Origin of the sequence: Gilliamella sp. ESL0250 (assembly GCF_013345045.1) — a bacterium.
GTDB lineage: Bacteria > Pseudomonadota > Gammaproteobacteria > Enterobacterales > Orbaceae > Gilliamella > Gilliamella apicola_H.
This window is the reverse complement of the sequence record NZ_JAAEDV010000004.1, coordinates 165,429-187,482: the sequence shown is the minus strand read 5'-3', so window position 1 is coordinate 187,482 and position 22,054 is coordinate 165,429. Positions and strand designations below refer to the sequence as shown.

Here is a 22,054-nt window from a genome sequence, read left to right as displayed (position 1 = left end):
TATTTAAACAATTAAAGAAGAAATCTCAATAAATGCCTTTATAAGGGTTTTATTTGTTTTATAATAAACGCTATTTTTAAAGATTGATACTTAAACAGGATATTTTATGCGTTCAATTTATTGCGGTCAGTTAACGGCATCTCATATTAATCAAGAAGTAACATTGTGTGGATGGGTCAATAAACGTCGAGATTTAGGCGGTATGATTTTTATTGATATGCGCGATCGTGAAGGCATTGTTCAGGTGTTTTTCGACCCTGATTATCAACAAGCGTATCAACTTGCTGGTGAGTTACGTAATGAATTTTGTATTCAGATCAAAGGGAAAGTGAGAGCTCGCCCTGAAGGTCAAATCAACAAAGAGATGGTAACTGGCGAGGTTGAAATTTTGGCCACTGAGCTGACTATATTTAACCGTAGCGATGTTTTACCTCTTGATTTCAATCAAAACAATAGTGAAGAACAGCGTTTAAAATATCGTTATATTGATTTACGTCGCCCTGAAATGGCAACGATTTTTAAAACTCGTGCCAAAATTACTGCGTTTGTTCGTTCATTTATGAACGAGCATGGTTTTTTAGATATTGAAACCCCAATGTTAACCAAGGCAACACCTGAAGGGGCTCGAGACTATTTAGTACCAAGCCGAATTCATAAAGGTGAATTTTATGCGCTTCCACAATCGCCACAACTATTTAAGCAATTGCTGATGATGTCAGGATTTGATCGCTATTATCAAATTGTAAAATGTTTTCGAGATGAAGATTTGAGAGCCGATCGTCAACCTGAATTTACTCAAATCGATGTTGAAACTTCATTTATGACAGCCGAACAAGTGCGTGAGGTTATGGAACAAATGATTCGTGAACTTTGGTTGCATGTTAAGAATGTCGATTTAGGCAAGTTCCCTATCATGACTTTTGCTGAGGCGATGCGTCGTTTTGGTAGCGATAAACCCGATTTACGAAATCCGCTCGAAATTATTGATGTGGCTGATATTGTTAAAGATGTTGATTTTAAAGTGTTTTCAACTCCAGCCAATGATCCTAAAGGTCGCGTAGCTTTACTTTGTGTACCAAATGGCACTCAATTAACTCGCAAGCAGTTAGATGAATATACACAATTCATTTCGGTTTATGGTGCTAAAGGTATGGCATGGATTAAGGTTAATGAACGTTATAAAGGGCTAGAAGGCGTACAAAGTCCTGTAGCAAAATTCTTTAATGAATCACAAATGGAAGCCCTACTTAATCGAGCCAATGCTAAAGATGGCGATATTCTATTATTTGGTGCTGATAGTTATAAAGTTGTGAGTGATGCACTCGGCGCATTACGTTTAAAAGTTGGTAAGGATTTAGGCTTAACTGATGAAAGTAAATGGGCAGTGCTTTGGGTTGTTGATTTCCCTATGTTTGAAGAAACCGACGAAGGACTAAGTGCAATGCATCATCCATTTACGTCACCAAAAGACTATACACCAGAAGAACTTATCAAGAATCCAGAAAATGCAGTTGCGAATGCTTATGATATGGTTATAAATGGTTATGAAGTTGGTGGTGGATCGGTTCGTATTCATCGTAGTGAAATGCAGCAAGCGGTTTTTTCAATTTTAGGTATTAATGAACATGATCAACGTGAAAAATTTGGCTTTTTACTTGATGCATTAAAATATGGCACACCACCACATGCAGGATTAGCATTTGGATTAGATAGATTAAGCATGTTATTAAGTGGAACCGATAATATTCGCGATGTAATAGCATTTCCTAAAACAACCGCTGCCGCATGTTTATTAACAGATGCTCCAAGCCCAGCTAACGCGGCGGCATTAACTGAACTGGGTATTGAAGTAAGTAAAAAATAGCGATATTTGATGCAAAAATTCAAAAATCCTGAATCTGTTCTAGTGGTGATTTTCTGCCAGACAACAAATCGCTGCCTTATGTTGCAGCGTAAGGATGATCCTTGTTTTTGGCAATCAGTTACAGGTAGCATGGAAGCTAATGAATCGCCATTAGATACTGCGATGCGTGAAGTTTTTGAAGAAACAGGCATTGATATTATAGGGCAACATCTTGAGTTAATTGATACAAAGCATACCGTTGAGTTTGAGATTTTTCCTCAATTTAGACATAGATATGCGCCAGAAGTTAAGATAAATAAAGAACATTGGTTTTATCTGCCTCTTCTTAATGAGGTAACACCTGTGCTTACTGAACATTTAGCTTATCAATGGCTAACGATTGATGAGGCTGCCAGTCTTACTTTATCGCCAAATAACAGTGAGGCTATTAGTAAAATTCATAGTTTGATTAAATCTTAATTAAGAGGTCGAAAATGAAATTGAGTCTATCTGCTCTTGTGTTTTCCTGCTTATGTTTTTTTGTACCAATCAGTCATGCTGAAATAAGTATAAAAAAGTGCCAACCCAATCAAAGTGATTATGTTATTTTTGATGAATATGACGCTAAAATCGCTGAAAAGATCATTGATTATAAATTGCATGACCAACCCGAAAAGCGTGAAAATAGTATTATTCAGATATTTGCTAATGAAAATAGTGATGATCGCAATGACTGGCTAGCCTCGTTCCGATTCGATGATGAATCTGAACAATATTTATTTTATCAAGTTGATCAGGATGAATTTATTGAAATTGACAAAAAACAGTTTGAAATCCTATTACCTAAAATTGTTGCGTGTAATCAAAATAAGCAAGTACCTATTTACAGTGAAAACTTTGATGCTGACTAATTCAATTGCATGATAGTTTTTCATCAAGGATTAAAAGACTTTTAGATTTGGTTAACTCAAGATGAGTCAGTAACAGGGAGTAATAATACATGCATTTTTCAAATTTTAGAGATTTTTTAGATTATCTTGAGCAGCAAGGCGAATTAAAACGAATTACTTTTCCTGTTAATCCTTATCTTGAAATGACCGAAATTGCTGATCGTGTATTACGCAGCGAAGGTCCTGCCTTATTATTTGAAAACCCGATTGGTTATGATATGCCTGTTTTATGTAATCTGTTTGGTACCGCCAAACGTGTTGCGATGGGTATGGGGCGTGAAGATACTTCAGCTTTGCGTGGAATCGGTGAGTTATTGGCATTTTTGCGTGAACCCGAACCACCCAAAGGCATACGGCAATTTTTTAATATATTACCTAAATATAAACAAGTGCTTAATATGCCTGTCAAACATCGTTCATCAGCTCCCTGCCAAGAGGTGATTTTTAAGGATGATGAAGTGGATTTGACGCGATTACCTATTATGCATTGCTGGCCCGATGATGTAGCACCGCTGTTATCTTGGGGACTGACTATTACTAAAGGTCCTTATAAAGATCGGCAAAATTTGGGTATTTATCGCTTGCAGCTTTTAGGTAAAAATAAATTAATTATGCGCTGGCTTTCACATCGTGGTGGGGCGCTTGATTTTGCCGAGTGGCAACAAGAAAATCCTAACCAAAAATTCCCTGTTAGCGTTGTGATTGGCGCCGATTCTGCAACCATTTTAGGTGCAGTGACACCCGTGCCAGACACTTTATCCGAATATGCTTTTTCTGGGTTATTACGTGGTAGTCGAACCGAAGTGGTGAAATCGCTATCAAACGATTTAGACGTTCCAGCTAGTGCAGAAATTGTGCTTGAAGGTTATATCGATCCTAATGAATTAGCATCAGAAGGCCCGTATGGCGATCACACCGGTTATTATAATGAAGTTGAGCAATTTGCCGTATTTACCGTGACACATTTAACTCGTCGTAAAGATGCGATTTATCATTCAACCTATACTGGTAGGCCGCCAGATGAACCCGCGGTAATGGGACTTGCGTTGAATGAGGTCTTTATACCGATTTTACAAAAACAATTTCCTGAAATTGTCGATTTTTATTTACCTCCCGAAGGATGTTCATATCGTATTGCGATTGTGACAATTAAAAAACAATATCCAGGTCATGCTAAACGCGTCATGATGGGGGTTTGGTCTTATCTAAGGCAATTTATGTATACAAAATTTGTGATTGTCTGTGATGATGATATTAATGCCCGTGACTGGAAAGATGTTATGTGGGCTATTTCAACACGCATGGATCCGCAGCGTGATACCACTTTTATTGATAATACACCTATCGACTATTTAGATTTTGCCTCACCGGTTTCTGGATTGGGCTCTAAAATGGGGTTGGATGCGACCAATAAATGGCCGGGTGAAACCAATCGTGAATGGGGAAAAGTTATCAAGAAAGATCCTAAAGTTGTTGCTCGGATTGATGAAATTTGGGATGAACTTGGTTTATAGTTTAATATATTGTTTATTAAAGTGAAAATAAAGTGATACAGCTTGATAAAAAAATATAATTTCACACTGAATAGGTATTAAACAAACGCTATTCCCTTTGGCTACATTTATGTATAATTATTATTAATGTCACTATAATTAAAAAATATGAAAAAAAATCGAATTTTATTAGTACTATTATTATCTATTTCTTATGGTGCAATGGCTACAAATTATAGGACCCAATCTGACGATACGCAATTAAAGCTTAAGGAGTCAGAGTCACTGCTCCCGTCTTTACGCTTGTCTGCAGAAAAAGGAAATGCAGAAGCTCAGTACTCATTAGGTGGTATTTATAAACAAGGATTGGGTGTTGAAGCTAGTGATGTTCGTGCTTTTTTTTGGTATAAAAAAGCAGCAGAGCAAGGACTTGCCAAAGCACAAAATAATTTAGCATTTATGTATCAAAGCGGATTGGGAACCAATCGTGATTTAAACGAAGCAGTTAAATATTTTAAATTAGCATCTGATCAAAATTATGCATTGGCTAAATATAATTTAGCTTTAATGTATCAAGAAGGTGAGGGTGTAGAAAAAAACACATTAACGGCAATTGACTATTTTACACAAGCAGGTAATGAAGGTATTTATGATGCTTATTTAAATCTGGGTATGATCTATTTTTTTGGTGATGGCGTACCCGAAGATCGCATGACTGCAGCGGACTGGTTTAGCAAAGCTGCGAAAGATAATATTCCAGAAGCACAATATTATTTAGGACTAATGTCAGAAAATGGCGATGGTTTGACTCAAGATTATATGGCGGCCAGCTATTTTTATACACAAGCGGCAGAACGAGGGCATGTGCTAGCTATGTATAATTTAGCCATTATGTATGCAACAGGAACGGGAACGAAACCCGATAATACGCAAGCAGCCTATTGGTTTACTAAAGCTGCACAAGCCGGCAATGCTGATGCTCAATATAATATTGGCGTGATGTATGATGTAGGCGGTGGAGTTGCTAAAGACGAGAAAAAAGCCGTTGAATGGTACCTAAAAGCTGCAGAGCAAGGCAGCGTTGATGCTCAATATAATTTGGGCGTTAAATATCTAGAAGGTGAAAGTGTTGATAAAGATCAAGAGCGTGCTATCTATTGGTTTACTAAAGCTAGCGAGCAAGGGGATCAAGACGCTAAAGCTTATTTAGAACAGTTATTACCTAAAAAATAAAAAAGCATTGTGCTTTTTCAGATTGATGACAAACCTCGATATAATTCGAGGTTTATTGTTTATTGAGATGCTATCAAAAAGGTTTATAAATATGCTATCGTCTAACATACATTTTTGTTTATTATTGATAATAATGCACTGTGTTTGATTAGTCATAATGGCGATATTTTTGGATAGTTGTTTTATCAATTTATACCTGTCTAGTGGCAAAAATATCGGTGTTTTTTGGGCTATTATAAATACACTTCTTTTTGGTCTCCCTCTTGATATATCATCTATTATCAGAAATTGTTTTTTTGCCTCATATTACATAAGTAAATGATTTTTATTAAAAAACAAAAATAAAAACTTCAATAAAATCAATGTTTTTTTAACCGTTTTGTATCGTAAATAAGACCGTTGCTTGTTTGGCCGAAGGCATTTATATTTGATATGGTTAGATTTAGATCATTTGAGTTTTTTCGGCATTGGGCAATAGCTTTGGCTATTTTATACATCAAGCAGATCAAAGAACTCGTTGAAAAGCGAGTTCTTTGTTAACAACAGAAAAAGCATTGATCTTTTTTATCCTGAGTTTCGCATACCAGCTGCAATTCCAGAAATAGTAATCATTAATCCTTGTTCTACTATGATATTCTCGTTATCGTTGTATTTTCGTGAACGACTTAATAACTCAGCCTGTAATAAATTTAATGGTTCAATATAAGTATTACGCAAAGCCACCGACTGTGCTATCCACGGTAAATCAGCCATTAAGCTAATATCGTCAGTAATGGTTAGCACGGTATTGATATCTTGGGTTAACAAACTTCTTAACTCTTCGCCTAATGGCCATAAAGCAGGATCAACTAAACGTTGTTCATAATATTCGTGGATGTTTGGTGCCGCTTTGGCATAGACCATTTCAAGCATACCTAATCGGGAATTAAAAAAAGGCCAATTGTGATACATTTCTTTAAGAAGATTTTGTTTACCATCTGCAATTGCTGCTCTAAGTGCACTACCAGCACCAAGCCAAGACGGTACCATTAAACGGTTTTGTGTCCAAGCAAAAATCCATGGGATAGCACGTAAACTTTCAATACCACCGCCCGTACGGCGTTTTTGTGGTCTGGAACCAAGTGGTAATCTACCTAATTCAGCTTCTGGCGTTACTGCTCTAAAATAATCAACAAATTCAGCACGTTCTCGTACATAACTACGATAGCAATTGCATGAAAGTTCTGACATTTTATCCATTATATCGCGCCATGCTTGTTTGGGTGCTGGCGGTGGCAATAAGTTGGCTTGTAAAATTGCTGATGTATACAGCATTAAACTGCTGAGTGCCACTTCTGGCAAACCAAGTTTGAAACGAATCATTTCGCCTTGTTCTGTCACCCTAAGCCCGCCTTTTAATGATCCTGGAGGTTGCGAAAGTAGTGCGGCATGCGCTGGCGCTCCACCTCGACCTATTGAACCTCCTCGCCCGTGGAATAGCACTAAATTAGTATTATATTTTTTAAATAAGTTAACTAATTCTTCTTGAGATCGATATTGTGCCCAAGATGCTGCGAGTGTCCCTGCATCCTTAGCCGAGTCAGAGTAGCCTATCATCACCATCTGCTTACCTTGAATTTTATTGCGATACCAAGGAATATCCAACAGTTTTTGCATCACCGATTTTGCGTTATTTAAGTCTTCTAATGTTTCAAATAACGGTGCAACTGGAATATATTTTTGGCAATCAACAATTTTCAATAATAAGTAAACGGCTAATATATCAGAAGGGGCTTTAGCCATTGATATTACGTAAGAGGCAATCGATTCTTCGCCAGCTTTTTTTATTACACGACAAGTATCTAATACTTCTTGGACCATTTGATCTGGTTGCCAGTTATAAGGTAATAATGGTCGATTAGATTGTAACTCTGTTAATAAAAATGCTTGTCTTTCTTTCTCTGACCATTTTGCATAGCTACCTAAATTAAGTTCTGTAGTTAATGCGTCAAGCGCCTCGGTGTGTACAGAGCTGTCTTGGCGAATATCTAATCTGACTAATTGTAAACCAAAACTTTTTATGCGTCGTAAAGTATCAAGTAATGGACCATGGGCTATGGTTGACATGCCATTATCAATTAATGACTCATAACAGGTATAAAGCGGTATCCATAATTGTTCATTTTTAATTAAAATATCACTAGGTGGTAATACTCGTTCATTATTCAGCAAAGCTTCAATATAATTATGAGTGTTAATTAAACGTGTTCGTAACTGTTTCATTACAGCTCGATAGGGCTCGGAAACGGTTTTGTTTTTTTCATCTAACAGATCAATAACTGAATCACTACATTCCGTCATTGAAAGTTCACGAACAAGTATTTGAATATCGGCTAAAAATAACTCAATGGCTTTTAATCTAGCTTGTAGCATGACCTTTTCGGTCACTTTTGCTGTCACATTTGGATTACCATCACGATCTCCGCCCATCCATGAGGTGAATTTAATAGGCACATGATCAACTGGTAATTGCTCATCAAAAGCATCTACTAACTGGTCATTAAGCTCACGCAAAAATAGAGGCACTCCTTCCCATAAGCTATCTTCAATGACCGAAAAACCCCATTTTGCTTCATCAATGGGGGTAGGGCGTTTTTTGCGGATTTCATCGGTATACCATGCCTGACAAACTAACTGTTTTAAGCGGCGCATAATTCGTTCTATTTCATAGTCGGCTAAATCATCATGATCCAGTTGAGATAAACAGTTATTAATAGCCGTATAAGTATTTATCATGGTTCGGCGATTAATTTCGGTCGGGTGTGCAGTTAGCACCAATTCAATCGATAACTTATTAATCGCTTCTATAATAGTTTGAGTTGAAAAATTAAGATTTTTAAGTGTACTAAATAATTCAGTCATTTTTTTCGGGCTACTAGATGCTTCTCCATGGGGAGAAATACCATAATATTCAGCAGCCGTATTGACTAAATTTAAAAACTGATTAAATGCGCGTGCAACATGTAATAAATCATCATCATTAAGGTTTTCAATTAGTTTGAGTAGCTCATTATGTGCTTGGGTGTTTCCTTGTTGAGCTGATTTTGATAGTTTTCTTATTTTTTCAACTAAATCAAAGGTTTCATTGCCAGTGGCGCGTTTTATCGCATTGCCCAGTAAAGTGCCTAACATATTGACATTACTTCGCATTGAGGAATATTTATGATTCATGATTTTCTCGTCTTCGATTTTATTATGCCTAAGCATCTTTAAGCTGCATGACCCAAATGATAAATTAATGGGATAGGTATAATTATTGGTTAATGTGCGTAAGTTATATACTTTATAACAATGTTGCTTTGAATTTAAATAATAAAATTTTATGGTTTTTATTTTTTTTAGTTGTTTTAATTATATTTACTATCAAAAAATCAAGAAATAATAATATTCTCTTAATCGTGAAATGTTCAAGACAATACAGCTTAACGAGTTTAATTTTCGATGAACACTGTGTTTGTAAACTGTATCTTAATATCATTTGGGTATATACTAAAGCATTATCAATACATATTGGATTATTTAATGATCGCTGTTTTTTATATTGCGTCGATTATTGCTGTTTTTGCCAGTGTAAAAGTGATTAGTAGTTTACGGATTGATAAAGCAATCTTATACCTTGGTATTTCACTTTTTGCATCGGCCTTGATATTTATTCTGCTTGCAACGTATATTTCTACTTTTTTGTACATCCTATTATTTATTGGTGGCTCGGTGACACTTTTTTTACTTGTCGCATCCGTTCTGAAAATTAGCGTTGATAATGTAGAAAACAATAAACGGGGTATCAGCCCTAAAATTTGGTTAGGGCCACTAATTTTAGCTTTTATTTTACTTGTGGCTCTTATTTATGGCGTAGTAAATGCTAACTATTCAGAACTGAAAGAGTCTCATGAATTAATGCATGAAATGTCTGTATATGCTTACATTTTAATGGCTGAACTAGCGATATTTTTATTATTGGGTGCAGCAGTGATTGCTTACCATTTTATGCATCGGCTTATGTCGGAGAAATAATATGATTCCACTTATGCACAGCCTTATTTTGGCTTCTATTTTATTTGTGATTGGACTACTAGGAATAATGATTCGGCGTCATCTCTATTTTTTATTACTCAGTCTGATTATTATGAACAATGGGGCGATAGTTGCATTATTTGCGGCAAGTAGCTATTGGCAACAATCCGATGGACAAGTACTGGCAATATTAGCGGTAATAACAACCTTAGCAGAGGTTTGCGTTGGTCTTGCATTAATGATGAAACTGTTCTACCGTCGAAAAATCTTTAATATTGACTCATTGAGTGAAATGAAAGGATGAATTTACTTTATTTAACTATTATTGTTCCCTTGCTCTCTTTTTTAATATTGGTTTTGCTAGGGAGACATATTCGAACAATTAATGTGATGATTATAGGCATTACTACGATGCTGATCATTGTATTAATTACTCTATTTTCTTATATTGATTTTAGTTCAAACACGGTACCTGACATGGCCTTAGTTTATTCTAGACCATTATGGAAATGGTTTTCTGTGGGTGAATTTTCGGTGCCGATTGCTTTAATATTGGATGGTTTATCACTAACATTTTTAGTTTTAATATCATTCTTTGGTTTTTTGATTTACTTTTTTGCGGCTTGCTATTTAACGTCAAGAAAGGATATTTATACTTTTTATGCTTATAGTAATTTATTAATTGCCAGTATATTAACCATCATATTAGTTGATAATCTATTTGTTATGTTAATTGGCTGGGAAGGCGTGAGTCTAAGTACTTACTTACTTATCGGTATCTACTATAAACAAGCTCGAAATGGTTATGCTGCTGCAAAAGCCTTTATCATTATGCATTTAACTGATATCTTTCTAATTATTGGCATATTTTTATTGTATCAAACATTAGAAACATTAAATATTCATGATGTATTGGCGCAAGCACATGATAACTTGGCCGTTGACTCAGACATCATATTTTGGATAACTTTAATGTTGTTCCTTGGTGCAATGAGTAAGTCTGCACTATTTCCTATGCATTCATGGTTTGCCGAAACAACATTAGCACCAATGCCTGCGGTAGCTTTGTTACAATCTTCAACAGTGATTTTAGCTGGAGTATATTTAGTTTTAAGACTTAGTAATTTGTTTATGATGTCGAGCGATGTCCTTGCTATTATATCGATAATATCATCATTAACCATATTGTTTGCTAGCACGATCGCCTTAGTGCAGTATGATATTAAACGAATTATCACCTATATCAATTTAGCGCAAATTAGCTATCTATTTTATGCCTTTTCAACCAAGAGTTGGAGCTTGTCTCTTAATTGCTTAATTAATTATTCCATAACAAGCACATTGCTGATTTTAGCTTCATCAATTTTAATCAAAAAATGTCAGGGCGAACGTGATATAAGCAAAATTGGTGGTTTAATTAAATCGTTTCCAATGTTATACGCGGTCTTTTTGTTAATTATGCTGTCATTGAGTGCTATGCCTTGGATTTCGTCATCATTTTATATCAAAGGGGATATTATATTGGGCTTAATGGCTCAAGATAAATTGATATCTGGAACCATTGGTTTACTCGGTATTTTACTTTCCAGCTTAGGTATTTGGCGTTTAATTTCCATGGTATTTTACCATAAATCCAAAAAGCATGATTTTACAGAAACTAAATGGATAAGTTTTTGCCCAATTTTTATATTATCGATATTTAGCACAGCATTGTTTATCTATTTTCCATTACCAATTCGCGGCATCATTCCAATCGCTGAGTTAGATACCAATGGGCAGTTACCCTTTCAGCTACTGTTGGCGGCGGTGACAGGATTAAGTTTTCTTATTGCCTATATTTTATATGTACGCCCAAATAGTGAAGTACACGAGATTATAAATACGCCAATGGTAAAATACTTTTTACGCTTATGTAATAGTGATTGGCATTATGATTATTTGTTGAACACACTATTTGTTAAACCTTATGTCTATTTGGCCCATTTGTTAAAAAAAGACCCTTTAGCATTATGGGATGATTGGATAATGAGAGGAATCAAAAAAGTAAACTCGTTCATCGTTGATCTCGAAAATGGGCAAATTCGGTGGTATATGGTCTCGATGGTTATAGGTAGCATTATCATATTAATGTTACTGATTTTTATTTAATAAAGGTGTAATCATTCATGTTATTATGGCTTGTTTTTTTACCTGTAATAGGCGGATTTATTGGTTGGTTATGCCATGTATGTTTACAAAGGGGCGTTGTTTCCGTCGATGTACAAATGCGCTGGTCAAAACTACCAATAATTGTAGCGTTTATCACAATTTGCATGACATTATTGATGGCGATAGTATTTTGGATAGATGCCATAAATGTGTTGAATCAAGGGACAAATTGGGTACAGGAAGTGAACCTAGACTGGATCCCTTTGTTAGGTATTCATTTTCATCTTGTTTTAGATGGTCTATCAATGGTTGTTATCACCTCAACACTATTTATTGTGTTATTGACAATTGTTTATTCTAGTAAAGAAAGCCTAAACAATCTTGGTCTATTTTACTTATGTCTATTATTTATGACATCAGCCATTATGATGTTATTTGTCATCACTGACTTATTTTTAATGTTCTTCTTTTGGGAAGCGGTCGCAATACCTATCTATTTTTTAATTTCACTATGGGGACGACGAGATTCAAGCTCACAATTACGTTTTAACGGTGCCAGCAAATTTTTGATTTATACCCAATTGAGTAGTTTACTTATGTTAATCTCAATTGTGTCATTAGCCTTAACTAACTGGAACTTAACAGGGCATTGGACGTTTGATTATCAGGTATTAACAAAAACGCCAATTTCAAGTGATACCGAATTTTTACTCATGCTAGGATTTTTAGCGGCTTTTATTGTGCGTATTCCTTTTGTTCCTTTTCATAGCTGGTTTATTGAAGCCAATATCGAATCTTCAACAACAGGCTCAATGATGATCAGTGGTTTATTACTCAATACAGCTGCATTTGGTTTACTGCGTTTTGTTATACCACTATTTCCTAATGCTTCCATCATGATTATGCCAATTATGTTGGTTCTTGCTTTGCTTACAATTATTTATGCTGCGTTAGTTGCATTTAATCAAACAGATATAAAAAAACTCATTGCTTATATTCATATCGCATTAATGGGATTTGTGACGGCAATTATTTATAGTGGTTCAGTTATTGCTTATCAAGGCGTGGTTATTCAAATGATAGCCATCAATTTAGCAATAGTTGGCATGTTTATCATTAGTGGATTGCTAGTTGAATGCTATTCAACACGAAATATAAGTCAATTTGTTGGGCTTAAAGAGCGGGTGCCTTATCTATCTTCGTTTACCCTGTATTTTATATTAGCGGTATTAGGTATTCCAGGTACTGCTAATTTTGTTGGTAATTATATGATGTTACTTGGTAGTTATAACACTTTTTCATTTTATACAATTTTGTTAGTCATTGGTTTATTATTACTGTCGATATCATTTATTGTACGTATGCAGCCAATTTTTTATGGCGTTATTGATAAAGGTGTTGCCACAAAACATCTACTCAGCAAGAAAGATCTTCTATTATTATCGAGCATCTTAATTGTCCTTATTTTTATTGGTTTGTATCCTCAAGTGGTTTTAGATATGTCTTATTCTGTCGTGAATCAAACACAACAATACATAGCCACAGAGCGAGTGGGAGAGTAATAATCTATGATAGCTTTATCGCCAATTTTTGTATTAAGCTTTTCGATCATTGTTTTGTTATTTTCACTATTTGTTTTTAAAATAAGCACCAGAGGTTGCACTATTTTAACGGTATGTGGATTAGTTTGTGCGTTGATCTGTTCTGCAGTGATTGGCTATAAAATTTCACTTAGTACTCAGACTATTACTGATATCAGCAGTGACAATATGCAAATATCGGTATCAGTTTCTGAGCCAACTAAAGAACTAAATACAGCAAGTGAAGAAACAATCGCAATTGATACTGTACCTAATGACGCTATAGGCTCATCAAGTGGAAGTGAAGATACAAGTATTGATAGTAATCTCGACAACAGTAAGATTGATAATACAGCGACAGATATCGATACTCACTCTAATATTGATGATAATTCAAAGATTGATGGTAGTCCAAAGGATGAATGGAAAGCGCGCCATATTACCGCACTTTTTACCTGTGATGGCTATGGCTTACTTTATACCAGTTTGATTTTAATGATATCCATTGCAGTTGCATGTTTTGCTTATCGCTGGTTTAAACAAGAGCAGATTCAGCACGGATTATTTTATTTGATTTTGCTCTTTATGGCATTAGGTGGTGTAACACTAGTATACGCTAGCCATTTAATCGCCCTTTTTATTGGGATTGAACTATTATCTATTCCATTTGTAGGACTAATTGGTTATCAATATACACAAACTCATTCATTAGAAGCCGCAGTTAAATACATGATTTTATCTGCTGTTGCCAGTGTATTTCTATTGATGGGCATTGCCTTTTATTATGCAACTACTGGAGAGCTCACTTTTAGTGGTTTAAGTTATCAACTCTCAACGATGCCTTACCTAAGCACATTATTACTGATGGGTGTTTGCTTAATGTTGGTTGGTATTGGTTTTAAATTATCACTAGTACCATTTCAACTTTGGTTGCCGGATGTTTATCAAGGCGCGCCAACGATTGTCGCCTTATTATTATCAACAGTTGGAAAAGTTGCGATTTTCTGTGCCATCGCAAGGCTATTTCTATTGGCACCGATCGTTAATAATGAAACTATCCGTATTATTTTAGTGATTATGGCTTTTTGTTCTATTTTGTGGGGTAATTTATTGGCGTTAAAGCAAAGTAGCTTAAAGCGATTACTTGCCTATTCATCAATAGCGCATTTCGGCTATTTATTTACGGCTTTAATTGCTGTCCAATATCAAGTACTTGCATTAGAAACCATTGGCGTTTACCTAATTGGGTATATTTTAGCTAATATCTGTATATTAGGTGCGATCAGTTTAGATTCGCATTCTAACGAACTGCAAGATCATGAAAACGAAATTGATCTTTCAGGACTATTTTGGCGCAGACCAATTCTTGCATTAGCGATGGGTATTGGGTTTTTATCTTTAGCAGGGACACCACTAACTGCGGGTTTCGTTGGGCGATTTTTACTGGTGTTATTAGGCGTAACTGCGGAATTATGGTGGTTAGTTGCCGCTGTAGTTATTGGTAGTGCATTGGGGCTTTACTTTTATGCTCGTTTAATTATCAATCTTTATATTAGGCCACCTTGTCGTGATGGACAAATGTTAAGTGGAGCTTCGATTAAATTAAAATGGCAGGATATTAGAATAAGCGAGTTAATCATCGTATTATGTGCCTTATTGACACTGCTTTGTGGCATTTACCCTAAATGGTTATTTAACTTAGTTAGCATGGCGCAATATTTAACTACGTAATTAACGTTTATCCGCGATCATCGCTTGATTGGCGGAGTTATATTAACCAAAGTAGCTTAAAACACTTTTTATACTAAAACGCATACTTTTCTGAAACTTTTTGACAAGAAATAGTTAATAACAGATTTATTTATTGTGTTATAATTCCGACCTTTAAAAATTTAGTTTGAAACAAGAGGACCAGTATGGATTTTTTAATCTCTAATGCCTATGCAGCCGATGGTAGCCAACCAGGTGGCGACTATTTTATGCCAATTATGTTAGTTGTGTTTGGTTTATTTTTCTATTTTATGATTATGCGCCCACAGCAAAAACGTGCTAAAGCACATCGTGATTTAATGGCATCAATTTCAAAAGGTGATGAAGTGTTAACCAATGGCGGGCTTATAGGTCGTGTAGCAAAAGTTAACGAAAATGGTTACATCGCGCTAGAATTAAACGATACGACTGAAGTTGTGATCAAGCGTGACTTTATTACATCAGTTTTACCAAAAGGAACAATGAAATCACTATAATAGGCTGTTATCTATTATCGTTCATTGTATTAATTACCTAATCCCACAAGAGAATATGTCGTGTTAAACCGCTATCCTTTGTGGAAGTACATTATGTTGGTCGTTGTTATTTGCCTCGGCCTTCTTTATGCACTTCCAAATATTTATGGTGAAGATCCCGCTATACAAATTTCAGGTTCAAAGACTGCTGAAATTGATGTTGCTATGCAAGATAAGGTCAAAAAACTTTTGGCCGATAATCATATCGAACCGAAATCATTGGTTTATGAAAATAAATCAATTTTAATTCGTGTTGGCGATAACGATACCCAGCTTAAAGCGAAAGAACTTATATCTGAAGCATTGGGTGAAGAGTATACTGTTGCATTAAATTTAGCGCCAGCAACGCCTGCATGGCTTACTGTGTTAGGTGCAGAACCGATGAAACTGGGTCTTGATTTGCGTGGTGGCGTTCACTTCTTAATGGAAGTCGATATGACCACAGCACTAAGTAAACTCACTGAACAATCTATCGAAAACATCAAAGCTGAATTTACTAATAGCAAGTTAAATTATAAAACGATAAGTAAAGATAGTAATCAGCAAATTGTAATGCAATTTGATAATACTGAAGATCGCAATAAAGCCATTACTAAGATCAATGGAATACAAGATTACAAAGTGATCTCTCAACGCGACAACAGTGTTGTCATCAATGTCAGTGAACAACGTTTACAACAAGCGAAAAATGATGCTGTACAACAAAACACTACCATTCTACGTAATCGTGTTAACCAACTCGGTGTTGCTGAACCAATTGTTCAACGTCAAGGGGCAGATCGCATTGTTGTTGAATTACCCGGCATACAAGACACCGCATTAGCCAAGCGTATTTTGGGAGCAACGGCAACATTAGAATTTAGACAAGTTAACGAAGAGAGTACACCTAATTTGCCTGCTATTCTAAATGGTGATATGCGCATTCCTTATGGTTCCGAAATTAAGTATATGGAAAGTGGTCGTCCTGTACTACTGTATAAACGTATTGTATTAACAGGGGATCATATTACCGATTCTTCATATCGGGTTAATCAATATGGCCAACCCGAAGTAGCTATTACACTTGATGGTTCAGGCGGTAAAAGGATGTTTGATTTTACCCAAAAAAATCTTCATAAAGCGATGGCAACTTTATTTGTTGAATACAAAGACACCGGTAAGCGTGATGAAAACGACAAACCAATACTTGAAAAGCAAGAACGTGTTATTAACGTAGCGACTATTCAGGGTATTTTTAGTGATCGTTTTCAAGTAACCGGTATTGGTAATATTGATGAAGCTAAAAATTTATCACTATTATTACGAGCAGGGGCATTAATTGCACCTATTCAAATTATTGAGGAGCGAACAGTAGGGCCATCAATGGGGCAAGAAAATATCACCCAAGGTCTAGAATCTTGCGCATGGGGGTTAGCGATTTCTGTTATCTTTATGCTAGTGATGTATCGTCTGTTTGGCGTGTTTGCTAGCCTTGCATTAGTTGCAAACTTAATTTTAATTGTTGGTGCAATGTCTTTACTTCCTGGGGCAACGCTAAGCATGCCTGGTATCGCAGGTATAGTATTAACTGTGGGTATGGCTGTTGATGCCAATGTACTGATTAATGAACGAATAAAAGAAGAGCTTAGTAATGGACGTGGCGTTCAGCATGCGATTAACGAAGGGTACGCAGGCGCTTGGAGCAGTATTTTTGATGCCAACCTGACCACTTTAATTACTGCTGTTATTCTTTATGCAGTTGGTACAGGATCAATTAAAGGTTTTGCCATTACATTAGGCATCGGTATTGTAACATCGATGTTTACATCGATTGTCGGTACTCGTGCATTAGCCAATCTTATTTATGGCGGTCGTCGCGTTAATAAGTTATCAATTTAGAGGTTTATTGTGAGTATTACTAAACAACAAAATCATGATGTTAGAGAATTAAATCATGGTCGCAGAGTCCTCGACTTTTTAAAATTTGGCTTTATTGCTTTTGTTATTTCAATGTTATTAGTTGTCGCATCGTTTGTGGTTGTTTTTGTTAAAGGATTTAATCTAGGACAAGATTTCACTGGCGGTACAACTGTCGAGCTCACCGTAACAAAAGCCGTTAACCTTGATGACCTTCGTAACAGCTTACGCAATGCTGGCTATCACGAACCGATAGTACAATATTACGGAAGTAGTAAAGATATCATCATTAGATTACCTTCGGCCAAGCAAGAAGATGATAGTGCCTCATCCGCTATTGATAATGCACTAGGCACAAAAATTTCTAATTTAATCCATAAAGATATTGATGCAGAAGCTCAAATTAAACGGATTGAATTTGTTGGTCCAACTGTTGGTTCTGAACTTGCGCAAGATGGTGTTTTGGCAATCTGTGCCGCATTAGTGTGTATTTTAATCTATATTGCCTTTCGTTTTGAGTGGCGATTCGGTACAGGTGCAGTTGTGGCTTTAGCGCATGATGTTATCATCACCGCAGGTTATTTATCGCTATTTGAACGAGAACTTGATTTAACAATCATTGCTGCGATGTTATCGATTATTGGTTATTCTCTTAACGATACCATAGTTGTTTTCGACCGAATTCGCGAGAATTTTAGAAAGATTCGCCGAGCAGAACCTTACGATGTTATTAATATCTCGTTAACACAGACATTGCATCGTACTTTAATGACATCAGGTACAACTCTTGCAGTGGTCGTTATTCTGTATATCTTTGGTGGTTCAATGTTAAAAGGCTTCTCTGAAACATTAGGCGTTGGTATTGTGCTTGGTACAATCTCATCAATTTATGTGGCTGCGTATATGTCACTTAAATTGGGCGTAAAACGTGAACACTTTATGCCACCTAAAATTGAAGCAGAAGGTGCAGATCAACCTTCAATATTGCGTTAATTATGTAAACTCTGCCATCAATGGGCAGAGTTTTATTTGGCTGTTTTTCAAACAAATAATATCAAATCGATTGACACTTATTATTTAGTTGCATATTATTAGCCGCAGTTTTATCCCTTTTTATTTGGGGTCATAGCTCAGCTGGGAGAGCGCAACGCTGGCAGCGTTGAGGTCAGGGGTTCGATCCCCCTTGGCTCCACCAATTCAATAATCAGTAACATTCTTTTAAACCCCACTAAAGTATATGTAAGGAGAATAATATGGCCTTTACAGAAACAGAACGACAGCAATTGATGGAGCTTAAATTCGTGGGTGCCAAAATTATTGAAAGACTTGAAGAGATGAACTTCGATTCTTTCGGTAAATTGCGTAATGCTAGTTTAGATGAAATCCTTAACAAAGGTGCGTTATTAACAGGTTCAACTTGTTGGAAAAACAGTCATCAAGCAAAAACGGCAATAAGTAATATTTTGAGTTTAGTTAACAATACTTAATATTCCTTGTATAGGCGGTAAGTGCATCCAACTTTCTTTTCAATTGAATAATGATAATCAATTTTTTTGTTTCTTATCTATTTTTAAGATATTTATACTGAAACGTATAGTTACCTGAAACTTTTTTACAAAAATTAATTATCTTTAGTGTTCACGGAACAGCGGCATTTCGACGGAAATACCGTTTTCTAACTCAGTTTATTCCCACACATATAGGGAGCAGACTAATTATCGCTAATGGTTATATAATTAAAATAAAAAAGTAAAATTCCACCAAATTTTTAGTTTGATTTTTAATCATATTATTAGTAAATATATACGTAATTAACTTGCATAAAATCCTATCTCTTTTGAGTAAAAAATTGAGTCTTTACCTTGTTCAATTAAGATAATAATGGCTTGAGGTCTATGTATTTGCAGTCTAATCTTTTCTAAGCTTTGTTGATCAAGTTGTGGGATAGCCTTTTTTATTTTTTCCCATTTTGAAATGCTTAGCGGAACACGACTTTGCTCCCACGCATATTCACTATTGGTGCAATAAGGTATTATTTTATCTTCTAGCTTATAAGCTAAATACAGATCGACGTTATCTTCTGATAGTCGGGTAGATAGTTCGACACTCTTTTCCCATCCGTTGCAAGAGATTCGATTATACCCATCATTAAGCTTTAATAAACTTTGATTTGCGATCGAAGCTTGGCCAAGTGATTTCCCTTGTGCAGAATAAAAGGCTTCCTGTAATCCTGTTGGTGGTTCAATATCTTGTGCATAAACTGACTCAATTAACAATCGGGCATCTTCAGGCATTTTGATAACGCGTTGAGTCAGTAATATTTTTTGGGTAAACCATAAATAAGCATGGTTAGGGTAGACATAACTGGTATTGCGAAAGATTGGATTATCAAGCCAATCTTTTTGGGGATCGTCCTGCCAATGTGGCGCAAGTACAGTTAAAATGGGTTGTCCACGATCATCATAAGGCTGAGTTTTTTCATCAAAAGGTTTAACATTACCTTGTTGATCTCGTACATGGCGTCTTAAACGGCCGGCACGTTGTATCAATAAATCAATTGGGGCAATATCACTAATCATCTCGTCAAAATCAAGATCTAACGATTGTTCAATAACTTGAGTTGCAATAATCACCTTTGCGTGGCGAGTATTATGGTTAGATGTTTTACCTGCCCATTTTAGTGTTTTTTGTTCAATTTCAAGGCGATCACAAAAAGCAAAACGACTATGAAAAAGTAATATATTATTGCTATCTATCTCTAACTTTAATTGCAATTGTTGATACAAACTAATTGCATCGTCAATACTGTTTTTGATCCAGCAGATAATTTTACCTTGTGCTATCGTGTGGCGGATTTTGTTTATACCTGCATCAATATCATCTATCCATTCAATGTTTACTTGACGTTTGACTTCATCCCGAGTATCTATTGCTTGTTCTATTAAACCATTATGATTTAGTTGTGTTATGAGAGGGAAAGGTAAGTTATGGTTTAAATGTAGATCTCGAGGGTGATTTGTTAAGCCTGTATAAAATGCATTGAGTAACTTTTCACGTAAAAAATAGGGTAAGGTAGCGGTAAGAATAATGGCACTACCACCTTGTAACGCGTGATAATGCAATAACGATTCTAATAATTTAACCATATAACTATCATAAGCATGAACTTCATCTAATATGAGTAACTTATGCCTTAGACCTAATAATCGTAATGATTGATGTTTAAATGGCATAACCGCCATTAATGCTTGATCCAAGGTACCGACACCAACTTCAGCCAATAATGCTTTTTTCCGAGTATCAACAAACCATTCCTGACACTCTGTGCTAATGGTCTGTTCACCTTTAGGATATAGTTGTTCGCTGTTATCCTCGCTGCTGATAATTGATTGATTAAAATGAGGGTTCATATAGCTAGTACCATGCGCTAATACTAGCGAAGGGCGACTATCGTCTTGATATAACTGACCATAAATTCCCGTTGTACGCTGATAAATGGCATTTGCGGTTGCTTGGGTTGGCAAGCCAATATAAATACCTTGAGCTTTTTTAGCTGTCATTAGTCTATGTGCTAAAACCATTGATGCTTCGGTTTTCCCTGCTCCTGTAACATCTTCCATAATAAATAATTCCGGACCAGAATCAGACAATTGGCATGATAATGCTTGCTGTTGCAGTGGTGTGGGCTTTTCAATAAATGGAAATAGATTTTTGATATCAATAAAAGGGGCGATGGGCGATATTTTGGGTAAAGTGGATATCGCTTTTTCTGCTTGAATAATAGCATGCTTATGCCAATATTCAGCAAGCGGTATTACTTGGGAACAAAAGGGAAAAAATGATTCGTTAGATCCTAACCAATCACTAATAACGGTTAAACCAGCAATTAACCAACTTATTTGATTAAGTTTTTTTTGCAATTCTTTATCAAAAAAGAAAGAGCAATAGTCTGCTAATTTATGTTCGCTAATAAAAAACTCATTAATTGCTTTTATATAATCTAATGCTGCTTGTTTATCTTGTTGATTAAATGACAAATTGCCATTTACTCCCAATTCTGGTGGCTTGCCATGATGCCCTGTCATGATGAGTAACCATATATCCAAAAAACGGTTTATCTTCCTATTATAGTTAGATAACTGAATTTCGGTTTTATCCATAAGAAAAGTATCCCATAACCAAAATCCAAGAGAATCATGTCTGGACATATATCTTTTTGCGGGATCAGCAGCAACGAGTTGAGGATTGTTGTGCTTAAACAACTGTTGGAACCCATTGGCGAATTTTCCTATATCATGCCAAGTCAAAAAATAGGCAAACCAGAGGGCTGCCTTTTCATTGTCTTGTGGAGTAAAGCCGATTTGCACAAATAGTTCAGCTGAATTGAAATAGTTGTGTTTAACTATTTGATATCCACAAGCGGCTACGTCTAAATTATGATATGGAAGTAAATGGTAGTTATTATTATCAGAGCCTTGACGACATTTTCCCCAGTATTGATAAAACGATTCGATCATTAAATTTTATCCTTTTATGACTTTTGGGAAAATATGCTTTATACAACGCATATTTA

16 protein-coding genes and 1 tRNA gene are annotated in these 22,054 nt (G+C 35.7%); 15 read left to right on the top strand and 2 right to left on the bottom strand.

Annotated elements, in window-relative coordinates:
- The first annotated feature begins 106 nt into the window (after positions 1-106).
- The 5 genes from aspS to GYY69_RS05245 all read left to right on the top strand — a co-directional run bounded on the left by aspS (position 107) and on the right by GYY69_RS05245 (position 5,519).
- Positions 107-1,864, top strand: coding sequence for an aspartate--tRNA ligase (aspS, locus tag GYY69_RS05265; RefSeq protein ID WP_174796728.1), 1,758 nt, complete (start codon positions 107-109; stop codon positions 1,862-1,864).
- Between the two features lie 9 nt (positions 1,865-1,873).
- Positions 1,874-2,323, top strand: a complete 450-nt coding sequence (gene nudB, locus GYY69_RS05260) for a dihydroneopterin triphosphate diphosphatase (RefSeq protein WP_174796727.1) — start codon at positions 1,874-1,876, stop codon at positions 2,321-2,323.
- A gap of 14 nt (positions 2,324-2,337) precedes the next feature.
- A complete protein-coding gene (locus GYY69_RS05255) occupies positions 2,338-2,754 on the top strand; it encodes a hypothetical protein (RefSeq protein ID WP_174796726.1) in 417 nt (138 codons plus the stop codon).
- An 89-nt stretch (positions 2,755-2,843) separates the two neighbouring features.
- Entirely contained in the window at positions 2,844-4,307 is a 1,464-nt protein-coding gene (gene ubiD / locus GYY69_RS05250; RefSeq protein ID WP_174796725.1) for a 4-hydroxy-3-polyprenylbenzoate decarboxylase, read from the top strand.
- 201 nt (positions 4,308-4,508) lie between these two features.
- Entirely contained in the window at positions 4,509-5,519 is a 1,011-nt protein-coding gene (locus GYY69_RS05245; RefSeq protein ID WP_174796724.1) for an SEL1-like repeat protein, read from the top strand.
- Between the two features lie 564 nt (positions 5,520-6,083).
- Here GYY69_RS05245 and ppc read toward each other — a convergent pair.
- Entirely contained in the window at positions 6,084-8,729 is a 2,646-nt protein-coding gene (ppc, locus tag GYY69_RS05240) for a phosphoenolpyruvate carboxylase (RefSeq protein WP_174796723.1), read from the bottom strand.
- 351 nt (positions 8,730-9,080) lie between these two features.
- On the opposite strand from ppc, the gene GYY69_RS05235 reads away from it, so the two are divergent.
- From GYY69_RS05235 to GYY69_RS05190, 10 genes are all read left to right on the top strand, one after another.
- Positions 9,081-9,572 carry an NADH-quinone oxidoreductase subunit J gene (locus GYY69_RS05235; protein ID WP_174796722.1) on the top strand — a complete coding sequence of 164 codons (492 nt, stop codon included), beginning with the start codon at positions 9,081-9,083 and terminating at the stop codon, positions 9,570-9,572.
- 1 nt (position 9,573) lies between these two features.
- Positions 9,574-9,876 (top strand): NADH-quinone oxidoreductase subunit NuoK, encoded by a 303-nt coding sequence (gene nuoK, locus GYY69_RS05230; protein WP_174796721.1) that lies wholly within the window; start codon positions 9,574-9,576, stop codon positions 9,874-9,876.
- Positions 9,873-11,720 (top strand): NADH-quinone oxidoreductase subunit 5 family protein, encoded by a 1,848-nt coding sequence (locus GYY69_RS05225; protein ID WP_174796720.1) that lies wholly within the window; start codon positions 9,873-9,875, stop codon positions 11,718-11,720. The genes nuoK and GYY69_RS05225 overlap by 4 nt, the downstream gene beginning before the upstream one ends.
- 17 nt (positions 11,721-11,737) lie before the next feature.
- Positions 11,738-13,282: a complex I subunit 4 family protein gene (locus GYY69_RS05220; RefSeq protein WP_174796719.1), complete on the top strand. Its 1,545-nt coding sequence runs from the start codon at positions 11,738-11,740 to the stop codon at positions 13,280-13,282.
- 6 nt (positions 13,283-13,288) lie between these two features.
- Entirely contained in the window at positions 13,289-15,031 is a 1,743-nt protein-coding gene (locus GYY69_RS05215; RefSeq protein WP_174796718.1) for an NADH-quinone oxidoreductase subunit N, read from the top strand.
- Positions 15,032-15,216: 185 nt separating this feature from the next.
- Positions 15,217-15,546 (top strand): preprotein translocase subunit YajC, encoded by a 330-nt coding sequence (yajC, locus tag GYY69_RS05210; protein ID WP_160430672.1) that lies wholly within the window; start codon positions 15,217-15,219, stop codon positions 15,544-15,546.
- Between the two features lie 60 nt (positions 15,547-15,606).
- Positions 15,607-17,463: a protein translocase subunit SecD gene (gene secD / locus GYY69_RS05205; RefSeq protein ID WP_174796717.1), complete on the top strand. Its 1,857-nt coding sequence runs from the start codon at positions 15,607-15,609 to the stop codon at positions 17,461-17,463.
- Positions 17,464-17,478: 15 nt separating this feature from the next.
- Positions 17,479-18,474: a protein translocase subunit SecF gene (secF, locus tag GYY69_RS05200; RefSeq protein ID WP_174796752.1), complete on the top strand. Its 996-nt coding sequence runs from the start codon at positions 17,479-17,481 to the stop codon at positions 18,472-18,474.
- A gap of 126 nt (positions 18,475-18,600) precedes the next feature.
- Positions 18,601-18,676 (top strand) — tRNA-Ala (locus GYY69_RS05195).
- Between the two features lie 58 nt (positions 18,677-18,734).
- Positions 18,735-18,968, top strand: coding sequence for a helix-hairpin-helix domain-containing protein (locus GYY69_RS05190; protein ID WP_174796716.1), 234 nt, complete (start codon positions 18,735-18,737; stop codon positions 18,966-18,968).
- Positions 18,969-19,292: 324 nt separating this feature from the next.
- Here GYY69_RS05190 and cas3 read toward each other — a convergent pair whose 3' ends face one another.
- Positions 19,293-21,998, bottom strand: a complete 2,706-nt coding sequence (gene cas3, locus GYY69_RS05185; protein WP_174796715.1) for a CRISPR-associated helicase Cas3' — start codon at positions 21,996-21,998, stop codon at positions 19,293-19,295.
- Positions 21,999-22,054: the final 56 nt, after the last annotated feature.

Excerpts from the sequence above, each read along its gene's own strand:
- aspS (WP_174796728.1), top strand. The coding sequence starts at position 107 with ATGCGTTCAATTTATTGCGGTCAGTTAACGGCATCTCATATTAATCAA.
- nudB (WP_174796727.1), top strand. The coding sequence starts at position 1,874 with ATGCAAAAATTCAAAAATCCTGAATCTGTTCTAGTGGTGATTTTCTGC.
- GYY69_RS05255 (WP_174796726.1), top strand. The coding sequence starts at position 2,338 with ATGAAATTGAGTCTATCTGCTCTTGTGTTTTCCTGCTTATGTTTTTTT.
- ubiD (WP_174796725.1), top strand. The coding sequence starts at position 2,844 with ATGCATTTTTCAAATTTTAGAGATTTTTTAGATTATCTTGAGCAGCAA.
- GYY69_RS05245 (WP_174796724.1), top strand. The coding sequence starts at position 4,509 with ATGGCTACAAATTATAGGACCCAATCTGACGATACGCAATTAAAGCTT.
- ppc (WP_174796723.1), bottom strand. The coding sequence starts at position 8,729 with ATGAATCATAAATATTCCTCAATGCGAAGTAATGTCAATATGTTAGGC.
- GYY69_RS05235 (WP_174796722.1), top strand. The coding sequence starts at position 9,081 with ATGATCGCTGTTTTTTATATTGCGTCGATTATTGCTGTTTTTGCCAGT.
- nuoK (WP_174796721.1), top strand. The coding sequence starts at position 9,574 with ATGATTCCACTTATGCACAGCCTTATTTTGGCTTCTATTTTATTTGTG.
- GYY69_RS05225 (WP_174796720.1), top strand. The coding sequence starts at position 9,873 with ATGAATTTACTTTATTTAACTATTATTGTTCCCTTGCTCTCTTTTTTA.
- GYY69_RS05220 (WP_174796719.1), top strand. The coding sequence starts at position 11,738 with ATGTTATTATGGCTTGTTTTTTTACCTGTAATAGGCGGATTTATTGGT.
- GYY69_RS05215 (WP_174796718.1), top strand. The coding sequence starts at position 13,289 with ATGATAGCTTTATCGCCAATTTTTGTATTAAGCTTTTCGATCATTGTT.
- yajC (WP_160430672.1), top strand. The coding sequence starts at position 15,217 with ATGGATTTTTTAATCTCTAATGCCTATGCAGCCGATGGTAGCCAACCA.
- GYY69_RS05190 (WP_174796716.1), top strand. The coding sequence starts at position 18,735 with ATGGCCTTTACAGAAACAGAACGACAGCAATTGATGGAGCTTAAATTC.
- cas3 (WP_174796715.1), bottom strand. The coding sequence starts at position 21,998 with ATGATCGAATCGTTTTATCAATACTGGGGAAAATGTCGTCAAGGCTCT.